This window comes from Flagellimonas hadalis (assembly GCF_007785775.2).
GTDB classification, from domain to species: Bacteria; Bacteroidota; Bacteroidia; order Flavobacteriales; family Flavobacteriaceae; genus Flagellimonas; species Flagellimonas hadalis.
The window spans coordinates 736,949-757,309 of sequence record NZ_VNIK02000001.1; the positions used below are offsets into that span (position 1 = coordinate 736,949).

20 protein-coding genes are annotated in these 20,361 nt (G+C 46.6%); 13 read left to right on the forward strand and 7 right to left on the reverse strand.

Annotation, left to right across the window (positions count from 1 at the left end; translation table 11 throughout):
• Positions 1 to 53 precede the first annotated feature (53 nt).
• Genes FOT42_RS03245 through FOT42_RS03265 form a run of 5 tightly spaced genes read left to right on the forward strand, consistent with a single transcriptional unit; the run spans position 54 to position 4,738 of the window.
• Entirely contained in the window at positions 54 to 1,205 is a 1,152-nt protein-coding gene (locus tag FOT42_RS03245) for an ABC transporter substrate-binding protein (RefSeq protein ID WP_151889124.1), read from the forward strand.
• Entirely contained in the window at positions 1,206 to 2,237 is a 1,032-nt protein-coding gene (locus FOT42_RS03250; RefSeq protein ID WP_151889125.1) for an iron ABC transporter permease, read from the forward strand. It abuts the gene before it with no gap.
• On the forward strand, positions 2,237 to 3,016 hold the full coding sequence (locus FOT42_RS03255; protein WP_151889126.1) for an ABC transporter ATP-binding protein: 780 nt from the start codon (positions 2,237 to 2,239) through the stop codon (positions 3,014 to 3,016). Before FOT42_RS03250 ends, FOT42_RS03255 begins: the two co-directional genes overlap by 1 nt.
• Before the next feature lie 40 nt (positions 3,017 to 3,056).
• Positions 3,057 to 4,361, forward strand: a complete 1,305-nt coding sequence (locus FOT42_RS03260) for a DNA recombination protein RmuC (RefSeq protein WP_151889127.1) — start codon at positions 3,057 to 3,059, stop codon at positions 4,359 to 4,361.
• Positions 4,362 to 4,372: 11 nt separating this feature from the next.
• On the forward strand, positions 4,373 to 4,738 hold the full coding sequence (locus tag FOT42_RS03265) for a 6-phosphogluconate dehydrogenase (protein WP_151889128.1): 366 nt from the start codon (positions 4,373 to 4,375) through the stop codon (positions 4,736 to 4,738).
• A gap of 331 nt (positions 4,739 to 5,069) precedes the next feature.
• Here the strand turns inward: FOT42_RS03265 and FOT42_RS03280 are convergent, their stop codons facing one another.
• A complete protein-coding gene (locus FOT42_RS03280; RefSeq protein ID WP_151889129.1) occupies positions 5,070 to 5,468 on the reverse strand; it encodes an endonuclease domain-containing protein in 399 nt (132 codons plus the stop codon).
• A 49-nt stretch (positions 5,469 to 5,517) separates the two neighbouring features.
• Here FOT42_RS03280 and FOT42_RS03285 point away from each other — a divergent pair, with 49 nt between their 5' ends.
• Entirely contained in the window at positions 5,518 to 6,063 is a 546-nt protein-coding gene (locus tag FOT42_RS03285) for an acyl-CoA thioesterase (RefSeq protein WP_151889130.1), read from the forward strand.
• Here FOT42_RS03285 and pgl read toward each other — a convergent pair.
• Positions 6,044 to 6,769, reverse strand: a complete 726-nt coding sequence (gene pgl, locus FOT42_RS03290) for a 6-phosphogluconolactonase (protein WP_151889131.1) — start codon at positions 6,767 to 6,769, stop codon at positions 6,044 to 6,046. The two genes, FOT42_RS03285 and pgl, sit on opposite strands and share 20 nt — an antisense overlap.
• A gap of 48 nt (positions 6,770 to 6,817) precedes the next feature.
• A complete protein-coding gene (gene zwf, locus FOT42_RS03295) occupies positions 6,818 to 8,350 on the reverse strand; it encodes a glucose-6-phosphate dehydrogenase (RefSeq protein ID WP_151889325.1) in 1,533 nt (510 codons plus the stop codon).
• 167 nt (positions 8,351 to 8,517) lie between these two features.
• Here zwf and gndA point away from each other — a divergent pair, with 167 nt between their 5' ends.
• From gndA to arr, 4 genes are all read left to right on the forward strand, one after another.
• Complete coding sequence (gene gndA / locus FOT42_RS03300) at positions 8,518 to 9,930, forward strand: NADP-dependent phosphogluconate dehydrogenase (protein ID WP_151889132.1); 1,413 nt, start codon at positions 8,518 to 8,520, stop codon at positions 9,928 to 9,930.
• A 29-nt stretch (positions 9,931 to 9,959) separates the two neighbouring features.
• Complete coding sequence (locus tag FOT42_RS03305; protein WP_151889133.1) at positions 9,960 to 10,814, forward strand: ChaN family lipoprotein; 855 nt, start codon at positions 9,960 to 9,962, stop codon at positions 10,812 to 10,814.
• Between the two features lie 135 nt (positions 10,815 to 10,949).
• Positions 10,950 to 11,315 (forward strand): VOC family protein, encoded by a 366-nt coding sequence (locus FOT42_RS03310; protein ID WP_151889134.1) that lies wholly within the window; start codon positions 10,950 to 10,952, stop codon positions 11,313 to 11,315.
• A 10-nt stretch (positions 11,316 to 11,325) separates the two neighbouring features.
• A complete protein-coding gene (arr, locus tag FOT42_RS03315) occupies positions 11,326 to 11,766 on the forward strand; it encodes an NAD(+)--rifampin ADP-ribosyltransferase (RefSeq protein WP_151889135.1) in 441 nt (146 codons plus the stop codon).
• A gap of 108 nt (positions 11,767 to 11,874) precedes the next feature.
• Here the strand turns inward: arr and FOT42_RS03320 are convergent, their stop codons facing one another.
• From FOT42_RS03320 to FOT42_RS03335, 4 genes are all read right to left on the reverse strand, one after another.
• Entirely contained in the window at positions 11,875 to 13,302 is a 1,428-nt protein-coding gene (locus FOT42_RS03320; protein WP_226789784.1) for a TolC family protein, read from the reverse strand.
• Positions 13,292 to 16,549, reverse strand: coding sequence for an efflux RND transporter permease subunit (locus FOT42_RS03325; RefSeq protein WP_151889137.1), 3,258 nt, complete (start codon positions 16,547 to 16,549; stop codon positions 13,292 to 13,294). Before FOT42_RS03325 ends, FOT42_RS03320 begins: the two co-directional genes overlap by 11 nt.
• Before the next feature lie 23 nt (positions 16,550 to 16,572).
• Entirely contained in the window at positions 16,573 to 17,655 is a 1,083-nt protein-coding gene (locus FOT42_RS03330; protein WP_151889138.1) for an efflux RND transporter periplasmic adaptor subunit, read from the reverse strand.
• 147 nt (positions 17,656 to 17,802) lie between these two features.
• A complete protein-coding gene (locus FOT42_RS03335; protein WP_151889139.1) occupies positions 17,803 to 18,207 on the reverse strand; it encodes a hypothetical protein in 405 nt (134 codons plus the stop codon).
• A gap of 230 nt (positions 18,208 to 18,437) precedes the next feature.
• Here FOT42_RS03335 and FOT42_RS03340 point away from each other — a divergent pair, with 230 nt between their 5' ends.
• From FOT42_RS03340 to FOT42_RS03350, 3 genes are all read left to right on the forward strand, one after another.
• Positions 18,438 to 19,025 (forward strand): Crp/Fnr family transcriptional regulator, encoded by a 588-nt coding sequence (locus tag FOT42_RS03340; RefSeq protein ID WP_151889140.1) that lies wholly within the window; start codon positions 18,438 to 18,440, stop codon positions 19,023 to 19,025.
• A 66-nt stretch (positions 19,026 to 19,091) separates the two neighbouring features.
• Positions 19,092 to 19,532, forward strand: coding sequence for a carboxymuconolactone decarboxylase family protein (locus tag FOT42_RS03345; RefSeq protein ID WP_151889141.1), 441 nt, complete (start codon positions 19,092 to 19,094; stop codon positions 19,530 to 19,532).
• Between the two features lie 107 nt (positions 19,533 to 19,639).
• Positions 19,640 to 20,221 carry a hypothetical protein gene (locus tag FOT42_RS03350; protein WP_151889142.1) on the forward strand — a complete coding sequence of 194 codons (582 nt, stop codon included), beginning with the start codon at positions 19,640 to 19,642 and terminating at the stop codon, positions 20,219 to 20,221.
• Positions 20,222 to 20,361: the final 140 nt, after the last annotated feature.

Below are 20,361 nucleotides of genomic sequence, written 5' to 3' on the forward strand. Positions count from 1 at the left end.
TCATTCCGTTCATTCTTTTTCTGCAAAAGTCAAATAATCTTACTTTTGGCACCATGGGAAGAAAACAGCTTTACATAGGATGCATATTTGCCCTTTTGACCCTCATCGGGTGTGGTAAAAAGAAGGTTCCCCTTGCCGAAACCTCTCCCAAAAAAGACCAAAACATACGGCATGCCACAGGGTTTACCGTGCATTCGGACAATGATGTCACCATTATAGAGGTCACGGCCCCATGGCCCGGTGCGCAGCAGTCGTTCACCTATGCCCTCGTCCCCAAGGAAAAATTGGCGTCCATGACCTTTCCAAGGGACGCATATGATGCCATAGTGGGTACTCCCGTTGAAAAGATGGTGGTCACCTCCACCACCCATATCCCCTCCTTGGAAGCCTTGGACGAATTGGATGTAATCACAGGCTTTCCCAATACGGATTTTATCTCATCGCCAAAAGCCAGGGAATTGGTGGATAATGGACAAATCAAGGAGCTGGGCATGAACGAAAGCATCAATACCGAGATTGCCCTGGCCATGAAACCCGAAGTGGTGATGGGTTTTGGGATAAACGACACCAACAAGGCCTATGAAACCATAAAACAAGCCGGGATTGCTGTGGTCTATAACGGCGATTGGGTGGAGCAGACGCCGCTGGGCAAAGCGGAATGGATCAAGTTCTTTGCACCTTTTTTTCAGAAAGAACAGCAAGCGGACAGTATTTTCAAGGAAATCGAAACATCCTACCTACAGGCCAAACAATTGGCCCAAAAAGCAACAGAAAAGCCGACGGTCCTCACTGGCGGGCTCTACAAGGATGTTTGGTACGTGGCCGGGGGCCAAAGTTGGATGGCCCAGTTCCTGAACGATGCCAATGCCGACTATCTTTGGGCCGACACCGAAGAAACGGGAAGTATCGGACTTAGTTTGGAAGCTGTTCTGGAGAAGGCACAACAGGCCGATTTTTGGCTCAATCCGTCATCACAAACATCATATGAAGAACTCGAAAGCGTGAACGTACACCACAAACAGTTTAAGGCCTTCACCCAAAAGAAAATTTATTCCAACGCGATAGAGAAAGGGGCCAAAGGAGGGCTTGTTTTTTATGAACTTGCCCCACAACGGCCCGATCTGGTCCTAAAGGACCTCATCACTATTTTGCACCCTGGATTGCTGCCCGATCATGAACTCCGATTCATCAAACCGCTACAGTAAATGCAGGGACCAGCACCATATCGCCTTTCCTTTGTCCTATTGGGCATCGCCTTGGTACTCGCATGGTTGCTGAACATCAGCTCTGGGTCGGTGAATATTCCATTTTCCGAAGTGGTTTCCATTCTTTCGGGCACCGCCGCCCAAGTGGATACCTGGAACTACATCATCTGGGACTTTAGGGTGCCCAAGGCCTTCACCTCCATTTTGGTGGGAGGCGGACTTTCGCTGAGCGGACTTTTGATGCAGACCCTCTTCCGTAACCCATTGGCAGGACCTTTTGTACTGGGCATCAGTTCCGGGGCCAGTTTGGGCGCCGCACTGTTGCTTATGGGAACCTCATTGTTCGTTGGGATGGGCTCTATGTCTTTTTTGGGTGATGTTTCCTTGGCCCTCGCTGCAAGCATTGGCAGTTTTTTGGTGTTGGCCGTGGTGATGGTCGTAGCACAACGTGTGAAGGACACCATGGCCCTTTTGATTATCGGGTTGATGTTCGGCAGCATCACTTCCGCAATCGTGAGTGTCCTGGCCTATTTTTCCAGTGCGGAAAACCTCCAACGGTTCATTTTTTGGTCCTTCGGAAGTGTGGGCAACCTCAGTCCGCAGCAGATCCTTTTGTTGACGGGCATTGTTTTGATGGGCATCCTGCTCAGCATCATCTCATTAAAACCATTGAACGCCTTTCTTTTGGGGGAACGTTACGCACAAAGCTTGGGGGTTTCCCTGAAGCGGTCCCGGTTCATCATCATCATCGCAACCGGTCTATTGGCAGGTGGCATTACGGCTTTTGCCGGACCCATAGCCTTTGTGGGGTTGGCCGTGCCTCACCTCACCCGGCAGCTATTTGATACCATGGAACACAAAGTGTTGGTGCCGGCCGTGTTTCTCTACGGCTCCATATTGATGTTGCTCTGCGATATGATCGCGCAATGGCCCAACTCGGCCAATGTACTGCCCATCAATGCCATTACCTCCTTGGTGGGTGCGCCGGTGGTGATATGGCTCTTGGTCCGAAAACGCAAAATGCTATTCTGATGGAAAACAAGAACAAGACCATCCTCTCAACCAAAGGACTGACCATCGGATATGGCCCAAAAATGGTGGCCAAGGACATCCATTTCGTTTTGGAACCAGGGGTATTGTGCGGAATTGTGGGTGTCAACGGCATCGGAAAATCCACCCTGCTCCGTACCTTGGGAAGGTTCCAACCCAAACTATCGGGAAGCATACAACTGGAAGGAAAAAACGTGGAGGACCACTCCCCTTCCGACCTTTCGAAGAAACTGAGCGTAGTGTTGACCGAACCACCCGCTTCCAAAAACCTTACCGTTGGGGAGCTCATTGCTCTGGGCAGACAACCCTATACCAATTGGTTGGGCAACTTGTCCCCCGAAGATCAAAAACAGGTGCAGGACAGTCTGGATGCCTTTTTATTGAACGAACTCAAGCACCGAAAATGCCACGAACTGAGCGATGGGCAATTGCAACGGGTATTGATTGCACGCGCCATGGCCCAGGACACCCCGGTGATCATTTTGGATGAGCCCACCACGCATTTGGACCTCTATCATAAGGTACAGATCTTAAAAATGCTGCAACAACTGGCCCACGACCAACAAAAGACCATTCTTTTTTCTACCCATGAGATTGACCTTGCCATTCAATTGTGTGATAAGATCCTGATTCTGGATGGGGACACCAACCCCTTCGGCGACCCTTGTGAACTGATTGAACAAAAGCATTTTGAACGTTTGTTTCCTATGGAAATGGTACAGTTTGATGCGAAGACCGGTTCATTTAAAATCACCAAATAATGACTGTGATCCGTTATCTTTATCCTTCAGAAACCATTACATGAGCACAGAATTGATCTACGTCATCATCGCAATATTCACTTTGGCCCTTGGGCTTTTCGGGGGCATGTACATCCAAAAACTGAAGACGAAATCCAATATAAGCGATTGGAATAACCGGGAAGAAAAGGCTAATCAAGAGATTTCAATACTTAAAACGGAACTCAAAGAAATACGGAATCAAAAATCCGAACTTGAAATTGCCTTGGCAAAAGAAGAAGTCAAATCTGAAAATTTGGCTGGAAAACTTGTGGAGCAAAAGCAGGAAGTGGAAAAGCTCCAAGAAAAGTTCACCAAGGAATTTGAGAATCTGGCCAACAAGATCTTGGAGGAAAAGAGCGAGAAATTCACCAAAAGTAATAAAGAGAACATTGCAAGTATTTTAACTCCCTTGAATGAGAAAATAAAGGAGTTTCAAGAAAAGGTGGACAAGTCTCAACATGAAAATATTCGAATAAACGCTTCACTCAAACAACAATTGGAAAGTTTACAGCAACAAAACCTCAAAATCACCCAAGAGGCCGAAAACCTCACCAAAGCCCTCAAAGGTGATAGTAAAATGCAGGGGAATTGGGGAGAACTGGTGTTGGAACGCGTATTGGAAAAGTCTGGCCTTGAAAAAGATAGGGAATACAGTGTACAGCAAAGCTTCACACGGGAGGATGGCGGAAGGGTCATGCCCGATGTGATCATCCATCTTCCGGACGGCAAGAAGATGGTAGTGGATTCCAAGGTTTCATTGACGGATTACGAACGCTACACCAATGCCGACGAGGAAGACAAGCCCAAATTCCTGAAGGACCATATCAACTCCCTAAGAAGGCACGTGGAGCAACTCTCCGCCAAAAAATACGAAGACCTATACGAAATGGAAAGTCCGGACTTTGTGTTGATGTTCGTTCCGATAGAACCTGCCTTTGCCATTGCCATCAACGAAGACAGTTCCATCTACAACAAGGCATTTGAGCAGAACATCGTCATTGTCACCCCCTCCACTCTTCTGGCCACACTCCGCACCATCGATAGTATGTGGAGTAACGAAAAACAGCAACGGAATGCCATGGAAATTGCAAGACAGGCCGGGGCACTTTATGATAAGTTCGTTGGTTTCATGGGTGATTTGACACAAGTGGGCAAAAAGATGGACGATGCCAAAGGAGAATACAAAAACGCTATGAACAAATTGTTCGATGGGCGTGGAAATATCATCACAAGTATCGAAAAGCTCCGTACCATGGGGGCCAAGGCAAAAAAAGCACTCCCTGAACCTATTTTGAAACGCGCCCAAGAGGACGATGAAGATTAAACACGCTGACCATGAAAAAATTCCTGACCATCTTTATTGCTGTCATTGTATTGGGGACAGCGGCCTATTTTGCCTTTGTTTACTATGTTCCGTTCAGTGAAGGATACCGCTCCGGGGAGCTTATCAAGTTCAGTCGGCGTGGTGTCATGGCCAAAACCTGGGAAGGGCAGATCAGTCAAGGCCTCGGTGGCACCAATGTATTTTCGTTTTCTGTAGAGGATAAGGAAAAGGAGATCATCGAAAAGATGAAGGAATACCAGGGCCATTACATCAAGGTCACCTACAAGGAACGCTACGCCACCTTTTTCTGGTTGGGCGACACCAAATATTTTATCACAGAGGTAGAGGAAGAAAAATCGCCTCTTTTTAGGAATTAGACACACCCCTTACCCCTCTTTTTAGAGGGGAATAGTGCTTCCCTCCTAATAAGGAACGCTACGCCACCTTTTTCTGGCTGGGCGATAACAAATATTTTATCACAGAGGTAGAGGAAGAAAAGTCACTTCTTTTTAGAAACTAGACATACCCCTTGCCCCTCTTTTTAGAGGGGAATAGTGCTTCCCTCCTAATAAGGAACGCTACGCCACCTTTTTCTGGCTGGGCGATAACAAATATTTTATCACAGAGGTAGAGGAAGAAAAGTCACTTCTTTTTAGAAACTAGACATACCCCTTGCCCCTCTTTTTAGAGGGGAATAGTGCTTCCCTCCTAATAAGGAGGGACAGAGGGAGGTGTAAACCCGTCCGCTTCAAAACCCAAAATATAATCCTCTATCTCCCGTAGGACATTCTCCATATCCTTCAAAACCTGATGGTCCGAAAATCGGAGTACATGGATGCCCAGTTCGTTCAATCGATTCGTTTTTTTCACATCTTTTTCCCAAACTTCCACGATTTCATGTGAATAACCATCAACTTCTATGGCAAGTCGTAATTTGTTACAGAAGAAATCAACGATATATTCATCAATTGGCTTTTGTCGGTGAAAATCATATCCATGCATTTGGTCCCTCTTCAACTTCTGCCACAAGAGCACTTCGGACCTAGTGGCATTGTTCCGCAATTGTCTTGCAAGTTCTTTAAGCTTTGGGTTATATTTGATGATCATTTCATTCCGCCATTGTTCCTTTTCAAAGGGGATTAAATCCCAACAAAATATGAAAAAATTCAAATCGTCCAAGGAAAGCAGGGTATCCATCACCGAACTGATGCTGCCCTCCCATTCCAATTTTGGGGGCAAAGTGCACGGGGGGCACATCTTGAACCTGATGGACCAGATTGCCTTTGCCTGCGCCTCCAAACACTCCCAAAGTTATTGTGTGACCGCCTCGGTGAATCGGGTGGATTTCCTGAACCCCATCGAGGTGGGCGAACTGGTCACGCTAAAGGCCTCCATCAACTACACGGGCAAGACCTCCATGGTGGTCGGGGTACGGGTGGAATCCGAAAAAGTGACCACTGGAGAGGTAAAACACTGCAATTCTTCCTATTTTACCATGGTGGCCAAGGGAAAGGACGGCAAGAACAAGACCGTTCCCGGGTTAATCTTGAAGACCAAACAGGACATTCGCCGTTTTGCCCGCAGCAAGGAACGGAAAGAATCCGCCTTCCAACGGGACAGCAAGTACGAATCGGCCAATTTTAAGGTAAACGATTTTCTGGAATTCCTACAAGGGGAGAACGTTACGATGGATTTTGATTGAGTTGGACCGCGGCCTCCTCATCCAAAAACCAAACCAATTTTCCTGATTTTGGGTTGACCAACGATGCCGGATACACTTCTGACCCTTCCGTTTTTTCAATGATGGCCTCCACTTTTTCCGCTTTTGATGCTCCTGTGACCAAAAAGGCCACTTCCTTGGCCGTGTTGATCACTTTCCCATTGATGGACACCCGTTTCTGGCCAGAATCGGGGTGTGTCGCCACCACGCAATGGTCCGCGGCATCCCAAAGCTCAATTTGATGGGGGAAAATGGAAGCCGTATGCCCATCATCGCCCATACCCAAGATCACCAAATCGAATTGGGGCACTTCCCCCACTCGATCCAAATCAATTTCAAGCAGATTGGCATAGCGCATCGCCTCACCTTCGGGATCCTTTTCACCCAAAATACGGTTGATGTTTTCGTGGGGCAGATCAATCTTGGAAAAGAGATGTTCCACGGTCATTTTGTAATTGCTCTCATCATCCGTTGGGGGCACACAACGCTCATCGCCCCAATAAAAATGCACTTTGGTCCAGTCCACTTTATCGGCAAAGTTTTGGGCCAGCACATCGAACACGATCTTGGGGGTGCTCCCTCCGGAAAGTGCCACATGAAAAGCCTCATGTTCTCCCGCTTTTTCCACAAAATAGGCTGAAAACTGCTCAGCGACTTCGTTTTTGTCTTTATATATTTTTATTTCCATGTAAATATCTTTTGTGTTCCCAACATCTCCAACCTTCACTTCCGACTTCTAACAAATCACACAATACCCCGGATCATCGGCCAAGTTCTCCCCTGGGTTTCGCCAGAATCCTTTTCCATCAAAAAGATCATCAGCATTTTCAGGGCCCCAAACACCAGCGGCATAGCCGTACATGCGAACATCCTTCCCATTTTGCCAATAATTGAGAATGGGGTCCACAAATTCCCAAGCAGCTTCTACCTCATCGGCACGGGCGTACAAAGTGGCATCGCCCTGCATGGCATCCAACAAAAGGCGTTCATAGGCTTCCATCACATAGGTTTCGGCCAAACTTGAATAATAAAAATCGAGATTGGCCCTTTCCACCCTAAATCCTTGTCCTGGGACTTTCACCCCAAACTTGATCAGAATACCTTCATCAGGCTGTATTCTGATAATGAGTTTATTGTCTTTGCGGTGCATCCCCTGCTCGTTGAAGATTTGGTGGTGTGGTTCCTTAAAATGGATGACCACTTCGGTTGCCTTGGTGGGCATCCGTTTGGCCGTCCGTACATAAAAGGGCACTCCGTGCCAACGCCAATTGTCCACATAAAACTTGATCGCGGCGTAGGTCTCCGTAGTTGAATTGGGGTCCACCCCATCTTCTTCCCTATAGCCTTTTACCTTTTCTCCATTTACCACGGATTCTACATATTGCGCCCGTATGGTGTTTTCGAAAAGTACTTTTTCATCCGTCATTACCCTGAGGGATTTCAAGGCTTTCACCTTTTCATTTCGGATTTCCTCCGCTTCTGCCCCAATAGGTGGCTCCATGACCACCAACGATACAATCTGAAGCAAGTGGTTCTGGAACATGTCACGCAATGCACCGGATTTGTCGTAATAACCACCCCGTTTTTCCACTCCAACACTTTCGGCATTGGTAATTTCCACATGCTCGATATAATTTCGGTTCCAAAGCGGTTCAAAAATGCTGTTGGCAAACCGCGTCACCAAAAGGTTTTGCACGGTCTCCTTACCCAAATAGTGATCTATGCGGTATATCTGGGGTTCCGTAAAATATTGATGGAGTCCTTTATTCAGTTTTTTGGCCGTTTCCAAACTATAGCCAAAAGGTTTTTCCACGATCAGACGTTTCCAGCCATTCTTTTGGGTGTTCATTCCAGCATCGGCCAGGTTATGTGCCACGGTCTCGTACAAGGTAGGCGGCGTGGACAGGTAATAAATAATGTTCCCAGAAGTTTCATGGGCCGTCTTCAATTCTTCCACACGTTTGCGCAGACTTTTGTAATCGGTATCATAGCTATTGCCCAAATCTTCATAAAAAAGCTTGTCGGCGAATCCTTTGATTTCATCCTTACCCAGTTTCTTGGTCTTTTCCTTCAGATAATCACTTTCGTAAACCACACGGTCACGGAAGGTTTTATCAGTAAGTTCACTACGGCTCACCCCCAAGACCACAAAATTTTTGGGCAGGTGATTGGCAACGTATAGGTTAAAAAGGGCTGGAATCAGTTTTCTAGCAGTGAGATCTCCCGATGCCCCAAAAATTACGAGCATCTGGTTTTCGGTCTTTTTCATCATCTTTTTTGGTTTCTGGTGGATTGGATCCAATCACCTTCAATGGTTATCCCAATGAAGCCGTTTATTTTTTGAGCATGACGAATATAAGGTTTATTTTAGGTTCGTAATTCAAGAAAGGGCATCCTTAGGGTTGTCTTAACAACGAAAGAAGATAAAAAAACAAAATGGCAGACACGTATGATTTTGGCCTTGTGGGCCTTGGGGTAATGGGACGCAATTTTATTCTGAATGTGGCCGATAATGGATTTACCGCTTTTGGTAACGATTTGGATGAGGAAAAAGTGACAGCTTTGATCACAGAAGGGGGCAATACGGACAAAGTTAACGCTTCCACCGATGTAAAAACCTTCGTAAATGCCCTGACCACACCCCGAAAGATCATGCTTTTGGTACCGGCCGGAAAAGTGGTGGACATCGTCATTGAAAATTTGTCGATTTATTTGGACAAAGGGGATATCATCATCGACGGGGGAAACTCCTTTTTTACGGATACCGACCGTCGTGAGGCCTATTTAAAGGGAAAAGGCATCAACTTTTTTGGAGCCGGGGTGTCCGGGGGAGCCAAAGGGGCCCGACGTGGTCCAAGTATCATGCCCGGAGGGTCCAGAGAAGCCTACCAACATGTAAAACCCATTTTTGAGGCCGTTTCCGCCAAATACAAAGGTGAGCCCTGTGTGGCCTATCTGGGTCCAAAATCAGCAGGAAACTATGTGAAAATGGTGCACAACGGCATCGAATACGGGTTGATGCAACTCACCTCGGAAATCTATGACCTGCTGAAAAAAGCAGGCGGACTCTCCAATGCGGAACTGCACCAAACTTTTGCCAAATGGAACGAAGGTAGGTTGCAATCCTTTTTGGTGGAGATCACTTCTGAAATCTTTGAGCAAAAAGACGATTTGGGCGATGGCGAACTCGTGGACAAGATCTTGGACAAGGCCAAACAAAAGGGAACCGGGAAATGGACCTCTCAAAATGCCATGGACCTCGGTATTCCCGTGCCCACTATCGATGTAGCGGTGAGCATGCGGGAACTTTCCGCCTTAAAGGACGAACGCATCAAAGCAGACAAACTGTATGACCGCCCAACGCCCAACGTGGTGGAAAAAGCCGATTTTATCTCCAAAGCAGAACAAGCATTGTATTTTGCCTTTATCATCACCTATGCGCAGGGCATGCACCAATTGGCCGACGCCTCCAAGGAATACGGCTACGAACTGGAACTAGGTGAAATTGCCAAAATCTGGCGGGCAGGTTGTATCATCCGCGCCGCTTTGTTGGCAGACATTACCGATGCTTATCAAGCCAATGAAAAATTGGAAAACCTATTGCTCTCCCCTTCCTTTGTGGAAAAGGTGAAAGAAACCGTGGCAGCCGCACGGCAAATCACGGCCTATGGGGCCTTGAACGGGATTCCTTTGGCGGGACTCTCCAATGCCCTCACCTATTTTGATGCCTATACCAGCAGCCGATTGCCGTTGAATTTGATTCAGGCGCAACGCGATTATTTTGGTTCACACACCTATGAGCGCGTGGACCGTGAAGGGATTTTTCATACGGAGTGGGAGGACAATTAATGATTAATGATCAATTATCAATACTTACAATGAACAAAATCTTTTTCTCAATAGTCTTCACTCTATGCCTAACCTTTGGTTACGCCCAAAAAGCACCCTATATCATCTACAATGCCAAAGGCAAAAAGGTGTCCTATGAAAAAATGGTGAAAAGCTTGGAGAAAAAGGACATGGTCCTCTTTGGGGAACTGCACAACAACCCTATTTCACATTGGTTGCAGTACGAGCTCACTTCCGACCTTTATGCCAAAAGGCCGCTCATTCTCGGTGCCGAAATGATCGAGGCCGACAATCAGGATGAATTGGACGCCTATCTGGCAGGCACCATCGACTACAAGGCCTTGGATTCCACCGCCCGACTGTGGAACAACCACAAAACTGATTATGCTCCTTTGGTGGATTTCGCCAAGGACAAAAAACTGGTCTTTGTGGCCTCCAATGTACCCCGTCGCTACGCCAGTCTGGTTTACAAAGGAGGTGGTTTTCAAGCGTTGGACACCCTTACCCAAGAGGAAAAGTCATGGATAGCCCCCTTACCGATCGCTTACGACCCGGAACTGCCCGGATATAAGAACATGTTGGCCATGATGGGCGACCATGCCACACCTTCCATAGTAATGGCCCAGGCCATCAAAGATGCTACCATGGCACATTTCATCTTAAAAAATTACAAGGAAGGTAGTATGTTCCTCCACTACAACGGAGCCTACCACTCCAACGACTATGAAGGCATTGTGTGGTACCTGAAAAAAGACCGCCCCGATTTGCAGTACGGGACCATTTCCACCGTGATGCAGGACGATGTGCACCAATTGGAAGCCGAAAACATGGGTATTGCGGATTTTATCATCTGTGTGGACAGCAACATGACCACTACTTACTGACCATCTTTATTCTTCTTCAATTTTAAGAGGAATTATTTCGTATTTTTAGAAATCAAAAACTTACTAATCCCATCCTAGTAAAAAAATCACTCGTCACCTTGCTCCTCTTGGTGGCCATAAACCTTATAAATACAAATGAGCCCAAAATTTGAAGCAGGCATCAATATTGCCATAAAAATCCCAAAAAGTAAATACGACAAGACAGTTGCTTTTTATAGGGATATTTTAAAATTGGAAGTAGAGGAAAAACCCATTGACAACCCAACGGTTTCAAGAACACATGAGGTGAAATTTGGCAACAATATCATATGGTTGGATTGTGTGGACAACTATACACATTCAGAAACTTGGTTGCAACTTACTGTTCCTGATGTGGAAGAAGCAACAAATTATCTAGAACAGAACGGAGTGGAAACTTGTGACGAAATCGAGGAAATCCCACAAAACATGCACTGGATCCAAGATCCCGCGGGAACTGTATTCAACCTACAAAAGAGATAAAAGCCACACATTGGGACAAGACGAAAAAAATCAAAGAACAGCTCAAACTCCTTTTGCCCAAACCTATTTTCACGGCACTAAGGCTGACTTGAAAATCGGTGACACCATCGAACCTGGGTATAATTCAAACTTTGGTCAGCGGAAAAATGCCAAGTACATCTTTCTGACCGCTACTTTGGATGCTGCCATCTGGGGTGCCGAGCTCGCTTTGGGAGAAGGTCGTGAGCGGATTTATCTGGTGGAACCCACCGGAAAAATTGAGGATGATCCGGATTTGACCGATCAGAAATTTCCTGGAAATCCTACTAAATCGTATCGTTCCACCCATCCTTTCAAGGTGGTGGGTGAAATTACTATCTGGCAAGGACATCCGCCCCAGCAGGTCAATGCCATGAAGGGACATCTTGAACACTTAAAAGATCAAGGGATTGATTCACTGAATGATGAATAGCCCTTAAAGCACAGAAATCATATTGAAAAAGCCCATTTACAAATGTAAATGGGCTTTCCTTTGGGTAAAACAATAGCCAATACAGTAGGCCAAGCTGATTTGGAATCCTTAATTCCAGCCGCCGCCCAAAGACCGGTACATCTTTACCTGGGCCAACAACTGGTCTTTTTTGGTCTCCACAAGCTCCATTTTGGACTCCAAGGCCTCCCGCTGTGCCAAAAGCACCTCGATATATTCCACTCGTGCGGATTGGAACAAACGCGTGGAAAGGTCAATGGATTGGGTCAGGGCCTGCACTTGACCGTCTTTCAATTCATAGCTCTTTTTCAAATTGTCGATATTGGACAACTGGTTGGCCACTTCGATATAAGCATTCAAAATGGCCTTTTCATATTCGTACACCGCCTGCAACTGCCTGTCCGTAGCATTTAGATACTGCGCTTTGATCGCATTTCTGTTGATCAGGGGCGCCACCATATCACCCATTACCGAATACAGAACGGATTCTGGCGTGGTGGTCAAATATTTGGTGTCGAATGCTTCCAACCCCACACCCGCTTTGATGGTAAACTGCGGATAAAAACTGGCCTTGGCCGCTTTGGTGTCCAATTTGGCCGCTGCCAATTCCAATTCAGCTTGGCGCACATCGGGACGGTTCTGCAACAATTGTGATGGAATTCCTGCATACAATTGATCAATCGGGGTATCAATAAAATTATCTGAAGTACGATTGATATGCTGTGGTGACCTACCGATCAAGAAATTGAGTTTGTTCTCGGTCTCCACAATCTCCTGTTGGATTTCATATTTATGACTTTGGTTCTTCAACACTTCCGCCTGAAAACGCTGTACCGCCAATTCGGTGGCACGTGCCGCCTGCTTCTGGAGTTTCACCATATTGAGGGCGTTCTGTTGGATTTCCAAGTTTTGGTCGATGATGGCCAATTGGTTGTCCAAGGCCATCAGTTCATAATACGAATCCGCAATCTCAGCTACCAAATTGGTGACCATGAAATTCTTCCCTTCCACGCTGGACAGGTATTCGTACACGGCCGCCTTTTTCTCATTGCGAAGCTTCTTCCAAACATCGAGTTCCCAAGTGGCAAAGGCACCCAGACCATAATTGGTCAAAGGTTCGGGAAATTCTTCCCCTTCCTTCACTTCGAGGTTCTTCTCCACGGCGCCATTGCGGGTATACTCGCCTACTTTTTCCACTTCGGCACCGGCCTGAAAGTTGACAAAGGGCAAATATTCCCCGGTTTTGGCCCGAATCACGTTCTTGGACATGTCCACTTGTTGTAACATGATGTTTAATTCCTGGTTTTTCACCAAGGCCGTATCGATCAAGGCAATCAGGTTGGGATCTTTGAAAAACTCCTTCCATTGCACCAACCCCGAGTTCACGGTGTCCGTGGACTGGTTTCGGTACTGCTCGGGAACAGCCGTGTTCTCGTCCCTGATCTCGCGGGTGGGCACACAAGAATATAGTGCCACTACTGCGAGAATGCCTATCACTATTGATTTACTATTCTTCATCGTCGTCACCTTTTTTCTTTTTGTTTCCATTTCGTGTGGTCATTTTTTTCAACAGTTTGTTCACCTCTCGCAAGCGTGCACGTAGTTTACTCTCCTTGAAGAATTCTTCGGAAATCGGTTCGTCATGCTCATCCTTGATAAGGCTCTTGCCTTCGGACATCTTGGCAAACACAAAATACAATCCAGGGATCAACAATACCCCGAAAATAGTTCCGATGAGCATCCCTCCCAGTGCTGAACCGCCAATGGTACGGTTACCGATGGCTCCGGCACCTGAAGCGACCACCAAGGGGATCAATCCGGCGATAAAGGCAAAGGATGTCATCAAAATAGGTCGGAAACGCTGCTTGGAACCTTCAATGGCGGCTTCCAAGATCGTGGCGCCTTGTCGGTGTTTCTGAACGGCAAATTCCACGATCAAAACCGCATTTTTACCCAGAAGTCCCACCAACATGATCACACCGATCTGTGCATACACGTCATTGGCCAATCCCATCACCTTCAACAGGAAGAAGGAACCAAATACCCCAACGGGCAAGGAAAGGATAACGGCCATCGGGAGCAAGAAGCTTTCGTACTGGGCTGCCAATACCAAATACACGAAGATCAGTACCACGATGAAAATGTAGAGCGACTCATTACCGCGCTGCGCCTCATCGAAAGACAATCCTTCCCAGGCAATATCGTAGCCACGGGGCAGGGTCTGTGCCGCCACTTCCTTAATGGCATCGATGGCATCGCCCGTAGTGTACCCCTTGGCGGGCAGACCATTGATCGCGGCTGAGTTGTAGAGGTTGTAACGGGTGATCTCATTGGGACCCAATCGCTTTTCCATCGTCATAAATGCGGAATAAGGCACCATTTCACCCTCTTCATTCTTCACAAAAAGTTTCTCCAAATCCGATGGCAATGCCCGATATTCGGGTGCGGCCTGGGTATATACCTTAAAGAATCGACCGAAACGGATGAACCCTTGCTCATAGGTACTACCGATGAGGATGTTCAGGTTTTCCATGGCTTTTCCTATGGAAACACCCTTCTGCATGGCTGCCTTATTGTTGATTTTCAGCTCATACTGCGGATAATTGGCCGCGTAGAAGGTAAACAGACCTGTCAACTCCTTACGTTGCCTTAGGGCGTCCATAAAGTCATTGTTCACCTTTTCAAACTCGTGGTAATCGGTACCGTTCGTCTTGTCCAACAAACGCATGGCGAAACCACCGGAAGAACCAAACCCAGGAACGGCGGGGGGCTCAAAGTATTCTATGACCGCTCCCAGGTCTTTGGTTTCTTCCTCTAATTCTTCCATGATCTCGTGTACGGTATGCTCCCGTTCGGACCACGGTTTTAGGTTGATAAGACAGGTACCGGCATTGGAACCCCTACCCTCGGTCATGATCTCATATCCGGCCAAGGACGAAACAGATTCCACCCCCTCGGTCTCTTCGCAGATTTCCTGAAGTTTTCGTGCCACGGCATTGGTACGCTCCAAGGTAGCACCGGGAGGGGTCTGGATGATGGCGTAGATCATTCCTTGGTCCTCATTGGGGATAAATCCGGCAGGCAACACTTGATTGGTAAAAAAGATTCCCGCGCAGAACGCCAAAAGGATTCCAAAAGTGACCACCCTTCGGTTTACGATCTTGTTCAAAACGCCCACATATCTTCCGGTAAGTTTTTCAAACTTGCCATTGAACCAATCGATAAAACGGTTCACAGGGGATTTCCTCCGTTCCTTGCCATGGGTGCTCTTCAACATCATGGCACAGAGTACCGGGGTCAATGTCAATGCGACAATGGCAGAAATCACGATAGATCCCGCCATGGTGATGGAAAACTGTCGGTAGAAGACCCCAACTGGTCCCGTCATGAACGAAATGGGGATGAACACGGAGGTCATTACTAAAGTAATGGCGATGATGGCTCCCCCAATTTCCCCTAAAACTTCATAGGATGCCTTGTACGGCGTGAGGTTTTCTTCGTGCATCTTCACGTGCACCGCTTCCACCACCACAATGGCGTTGTCCACCACAATACCAATGGCCAAAACCAAGGCAAAGAGTGTAATCAGGTTGATGGACAGTCCGAACAATTGCATCACAAAGAAGGCACCGATCAACGATACGGGCACCGCAATGATCGGGATGAGGGTTGAGCGCCAATCCCCCAAGAAGAGGAACACCACAATGGCCACCAAAATGAACGCATCACGCAGTGTATGGAGCACTTGGTCTATGGAAGCGTCCAAGAAGTTGGATACGTCGTAACTGATCTGGTAGTCCATGCCGGGTGGAAGATCGGCTTCCAATTCTTTCAATTTTGCTTTTACCTCCTTGATCACCTCACTACCATTGCTACCAAACGTTTGTTTTAACACAATGGAAGCAGAAGGTCTTCCATCCAAATTGGAATAAATATCGAAAAACTCACTACCGAGCTCCACATCGGCCAGATCGCCCAATTTTAGGATTTCCCCTTCCTCATTGGCTTTAATAATAATATCCTTGTACTGCTCGGGTTCACTATATCGGTCTTGGTAGACCAACACATACTCCAGGGATTGGGCATTTTTACCTGAACTCTGTCCCAATCTACCGGGACGGGCAATGATACTCTGCTCTTCCATCGCCTCCAAGATTTCTTCTGCAGACACACTATAGGCCCGCATACGATCCGGTTTCAACCAAATTCGCATAGCAAACTTTCTACTTCCCAAAATTTGGGCAGTGGCAATACCATTGATCCTTTGGATTTCAGGAATCATTTTGGTGTAGGCATAGTTGTACAGGAACAGCTCATCTGCATTGTCCTCCTTGCTATAGAGGTTTACGTACATCAGCATGCTGGGAATTACCGGGGTAATGATCACCCCTTCCCGCTGCACCAGATCGGGCAACAAGGGCATCACCTGGTCAACCCGCGTTTTGACCCGTACCACTGCTTCGTTGGGGTCCGTGCCCGGTTCAAAAATGATACGAACGGTTCCTTCCCCGGCACTGGTGGCATCGGAAGCGATATAACGCATGCCCTGCACCCCGTTGATCGCCGTTTCCAAAGGAATCAAGGTCGATTTCACCAATACGTCGGCACTGGCACCAGGGTAGGCAATGAATATGTTTACGGTTGTTGGAGCGATCTGCGGAAACTGTGAAATGGGCAATTGCTTGATGGCAAGCAGCCCCGTGAACACAATGATCACCGAGATCACAATGGCCAATACTGGCCTATGGATAAATTTTTTGAACATCTTGTCTGAAGATTTTTAGGTTGTTATTCTGCGTACAGGTCCAGGCTCGTCAAGATCTTGTCCGGTTTCTCGAACACATAATGGATCTTCTCGCCGTTCTTGACCATACGGATGCCTTCCAACAAGACCTTGTCATCCTTGGACAATCCCTTTTCCACCACAAAGAGGTGCTGTAGCTCGGCCCCGATCGTTACTTCGCGTTGGCGCACCTTGTCATCCTTGTCGATAACGAATACGTACTTTTTGTCCAACACCTCAAAAGTGGCCTTTTGTGGAATGAGCAGGACATTTTTTAGGGGAACGGTCATCAAAATGCTCCCGGTCTCTCCATGGCGAAGGATCCTATCTGGATTATCGAATGTGGCCCGGAAAGCAATGTTCCCTGTCTCGTTGTTGAATTCCCCCTCAATGGTTTCCACAACACCGGGTTGATTGAATTTTTTGTTGTTTGCCATCAAAAGTTCCACCTCTTGCTTTTTGTCCTTTTTTGCACTGGTGATGTAATCCAGGTATTCGGCCTCGGGCACATTGAAATAGACCCACATTTTGCTGTTGTCGGACAGGGTGGTCAACAACTCCCCTTCGTCCAAAAGGCTTCCCTCCCTAGCTTCAAGGTGGTCCATGATGCCATCAAATGGGGCGCGGATGTCCGTAAAGCCCAAATGGGTCTCTGCGAGGGCCACTTCGGCCTTGGCCCTGTCAAATTCAGCTTTGGCCATGGCCAGTTCGTTGGATGAGACCACGTTGCCGTCCGCCAAAAGTTGGGTGTTCTTGAATTCAATTTCGGCGACTTCGGCCTCTGCCTTGGCCTTTTGGAGATCGGCCTGATAGACATTGGGCATGATGTGGAACATTTGTTGGCCTTTTTTTACAAACTGGCCCTCATCCACATAAATGTGCTGTAGATATCCTTTTTCCAAGGCCCTTAGCTCAATGTGCCTAATGGAGTGGATCTGGCAGACATAATCTTTGGTGATGGAGGTGTCCTTTTGGATAGGACTGGAAACGAGGTACTTGGTTTCGTCCTTTTTTTCGTGTTTTTTGGATTCGCAACTTGTATAACAAAGCAACACAAGCATGCCAAGGAAGATGGTAACTTTCCTCATGGTTTTTACTGGTTTAGAAATTGATTTGTGTGATGTACTTTAGGAAATCCCTATCGTCGTGATGGGATTGCCCGGTCAATGAAAATGGCCCAGTTGGGCTTGGAAGGGAAAACCGTGGAAATCGGGTCTTCCCATTAAAAGGAAATGCTAAATTCTAAAAACTTGGAACCTAATATGTCGCTTAAGATCAACGATGCTGGAATCCAAGGCCAAATGCCTAGGATTTGTTCCAAGTTCACTGGTATACTGTTCGCCGATGGGAACATAAAAAAAGGCAGTCAAATAACTGCCATGTCCAAAATCTGAATTGTATGAAGAAGTTTCTTCGTCCTTTTCCTCTTTCTCACCTACCTCGGTCTCGGCATAGTGTTTTTTCTCCTGTTCCAAATGTTGCCATCCGATGGAAGAGGCTGGACATTGGTCTTGTTCGTACTGGATGACACAGGCATTCTCCGGCTCAGAATCATACTGCGAATCCGCATACAGATTGATGAACCCTCCCAACAAAAGGACGCATAGGGGAAGAAAATATAAGTTGAATGCCTTTTTCATTTGGGCAACAAAACTAGGTCACCGAAGTTTCTCCAACAAATAGTCTGTGTTAATTATGGTTAAAATCAGAAATCAAGAAATCATTTTTGCCATAAAATTTGTATAGACAAACAATACCTCCATTAAGTGTAAAATAATGGGTATTGTTTTAACAAAAGTGATGATGCTCATCTTATCCACGACCATTTTCCATTTTCCTACGTAACTTGTCCGTTCCAAAAACCATTTTCATGAAAAGGGCAACGCTTGAGTCATTTTTTGGGCACTTATGCCAGTATGTGGCCGTATCGAAAGAAGAGTTTGGCGATATACTTTCCTTTTTTGAAGAACGCAATCTGGCCAAAAAGGAAATCTTGATGCATGCCGGGGGTCCATGCACCCATGCCCATGTGGTCCTGAAAGGTTGCATGCACATGTACTTCGTCAATGAAAAAGGGGTGGAACGTACTGTGCAATTTGCTTTGGAAAACTGGTGGTTGACGGATTTTTTGGCGTTCCAAAACAAGGGAAATACGGACTTTTCCATCCAAGCCGTGGAGAAAAGTGAAGTGCTCTCCATCAGTCTGGACCAACAGGAACGGTTACTCGAAAAATATCCAAAACTGGAACGCTATTTCAGGATGATCTACCAGACCGCTTATGGGGCGTCCCTGATGAGAACGAAATACCTATCCGATTTTTCCAAAGAAGATATCTATTTACATTTCGTGGAGCATTACCCAACATTTGCCCAGCGAGTGCCACAATACCTGATTGCTTCCTTTTTGGGACTCACTCCTGAATATGTGAGCGAGATCCGAGCAAAAAAGCGTTCTTAAACCAGTTTAAGTTCTAGGGACAGCCCCTGGCCTACCTTCGCATCAACAATCCAAAAACAGAAAAAGATGGAAAAAAGAATTCAAATTGATGTGGCGGAACCTTTGGCTTTCAAGGCCATGTTCGGACTGGAAAAATACATCCAACAGAGCCAACTGGACATAATCCATTATGAATTGATCAAGATTAGGGCCTCCCAACTCAACGGATGCGCTTTCTGTATCAACATGCATACCAAGGATGCCCTAAAAATGGGTGTAGATCCCCAACGGTTGTTCCTGTTGGATGCCTGGTGGGACACTGAGCTCTATTCCGAAGAGGAACAAATCATTTTAAAAATGACGGAAGAAATCACCTTGGTGCACCAAGAGGGGCTGAGCCAAGAAACCTACAATCGAGCTGTCCAACTCTTTGATGAACATTATTTCGCACAGATTGTCATGGCCATTGTGACCATCAATGCCTGGAACCGAATTTCCATCAGCACACATAAGCCCTTACAGGATTGAGCATGTATCAAAAGTACATTCAAAGGCCCCGATCGGGGCCTTTTGTTTTTGAAAAACAATTAAACCTTATATTCGTCCCAAAGCTAATACACCACTAAACCATCCTTATGAAAAAAATGGCCCTCCTGTTGTTCGTAAGCCTATCGTTTACGTCCTGCATCGATTTCAAGACAAAAAAATCCAGTTCGGAGCCCAAACCTGAGGATTTCACCACCGTTGTGGTAAATGACAGGTACCAAATAGACATCCCAAGGTTCATGAAGAGCACCACTGGCCTGAACGATGAGGCCTCGCTTCAATACCAAAACCTGTTCAAAGAGGCTTATACCATTATCATTGACGAACCCAAGGATGAGTTTATGGATCTTTTCAAGGAACTGGACAGCTATGACGAAAATCTCTCGCTGATAGAAAATTACAGGGACATCCAACTGCAACTTTTCAATGAACGGATGCGGGTCAACACACAATCTTCGCCCAGGTCATTGAAAATAAACGGTCTTGATGCCCAACAAGTGGACATGGACGCACATGTGGATGGCGTTGATCAGGAAATCTCCTATTTCCTGACGTTCGTCGAGGGACCGGAAAATGTGTATATGATCATGGCCTGGACGCTCAAAAGCAAGAAAGAGGAACACGCAAAAACCTATGCTGTGATCGCGGAATCTTTTGGGTTGCTGCAATAGACATCTTTCCCGCTCTCAATCCCTCTCCGCTACCTCCATTTGGTTTGTGCATTTCACCCGATTTATTGCGCATTCCATCCTTTGATCTATTTCGTTCAACGGCGATTTTTTAAGTTTGTTGGTCGAAATAACATGCAATA

What these genes read in the sequence shown, in the direction of transcription:
- FOT42_RS03285 (WP_151889130.1), top strand. Translation starts at nt 5,518, where the DNA reads ATGAAAAAATTCAAATCGTCCAAGGAAAGCAGGGTATCCATCACCGAA.
- FOT42_RS03325 (WP_151889137.1), bottom strand. Translation starts at nt 16,549, where the DNA reads ATGTTCAAAAAATTTATCCATAGGCCAGTATTGGCCATTGTGATCTCG.
- pgl (WP_151889131.1), bottom strand. Translation starts at nt 6,769, where the DNA reads ATGGAAATAAAAATATATAAAGACAAAAACGAAGTCGCTGAGCAGTTT.
- FOT42_RS03250 (WP_151889125.1), top strand. Translation starts at nt 1,206, where the DNA reads ATGCAGGGACCAGCACCATATCGCCTTTCCTTTGTCCTATTGGGCATC.
- FOT42_RS03245 (WP_151889124.1), top strand. Translation starts at nt 54, where the DNA reads ATGGGAAGAAAACAGCTTTACATAGGATGCATATTTGCCCTTTTGACC.
- FOT42_RS03320 (WP_226789784.1), bottom strand. Translation starts at nt 13,302, where the DNA reads ATGAAGAATAGTAAATCAATAGTGATAGGCATTCTCGCAGTAGTGGCA.
- FOT42_RS03265 (WP_151889128.1), top strand. Translation starts at nt 4,373, where the DNA reads ATGAAAAAATTCCTGACCATCTTTATTGCTGTCATTGTATTGGGGACA.
- FOT42_RS03335 (WP_151889139.1), bottom strand. Translation starts at nt 18,207, where the DNA reads ATGAAAAAGGCATTCAACTTATATTTTCTTCCCCTATGCGTCCTTTTG.
- FOT42_RS03330 (WP_151889138.1), bottom strand. Translation starts at nt 17,655, where the DNA reads ATGAGGAAAGTTACCATCTTCCTTGGCATGCTTGTGTTGCTTTGTTAT.
- gndA (WP_151889132.1), top strand. Translation starts at nt 8,518, where the DNA reads ATGGCAGACACGTATGATTTTGGCCTTGTGGGCCTTGGGGTAATGGGA.
- FOT42_RS03305 (WP_151889133.1), top strand. Translation starts at nt 9,960, where the DNA reads ATGAACAAAATCTTTTTCTCAATAGTCTTCACTCTATGCCTAACCTTT.
- FOT42_RS03350 (WP_151889142.1), top strand. Translation starts at nt 19,640, where the DNA reads ATGAAAAAAATGGCCCTCCTGTTGTTCGTAAGCCTATCGTTTACGTCC.
- zwf (WP_151889325.1), bottom strand. Translation starts at nt 8,350, where the DNA reads ATGAAAAAGACCGAAAACCAGATGCTCGTAATTTTTGGGGCATCGGGA.
- FOT42_RS03260 (WP_151889127.1), top strand. Translation starts at nt 3,057, where the DNA reads ATGAGCACAGAATTGATCTACGTCATCATCGCAATATTCACTTTGGCC.
- FOT42_RS03280 (WP_151889129.1), bottom strand. Translation starts at nt 5,468, where the DNA reads ATGATCATCAAATATAACCCAAAGCTTAAAGAACTTGCAAGACAATTG.
- FOT42_RS03340 (WP_151889140.1), top strand. Translation starts at nt 18,438, where the DNA reads ATGAAAAGGGCAACGCTTGAGTCATTTTTTGGGCACTTATGCCAGTAT.
- FOT42_RS03310 (WP_151889134.1), top strand. Translation starts at nt 10,950, where the DNA reads ATGAGCCCAAAATTTGAAGCAGGCATCAATATTGCCATAAAAATCCCA.
- FOT42_RS03255 (WP_151889126.1), top strand. Translation starts at nt 2,237, where the DNA reads ATGGAAAACAAGAACAAGACCATCCTCTCAACCAAAGGACTGACCATC.
- FOT42_RS03345 (WP_151889141.1), top strand. Translation starts at nt 19,092, where the DNA reads ATGGAAAAAAGAATTCAAATTGATGTGGCGGAACCTTTGGCTTTCAAG.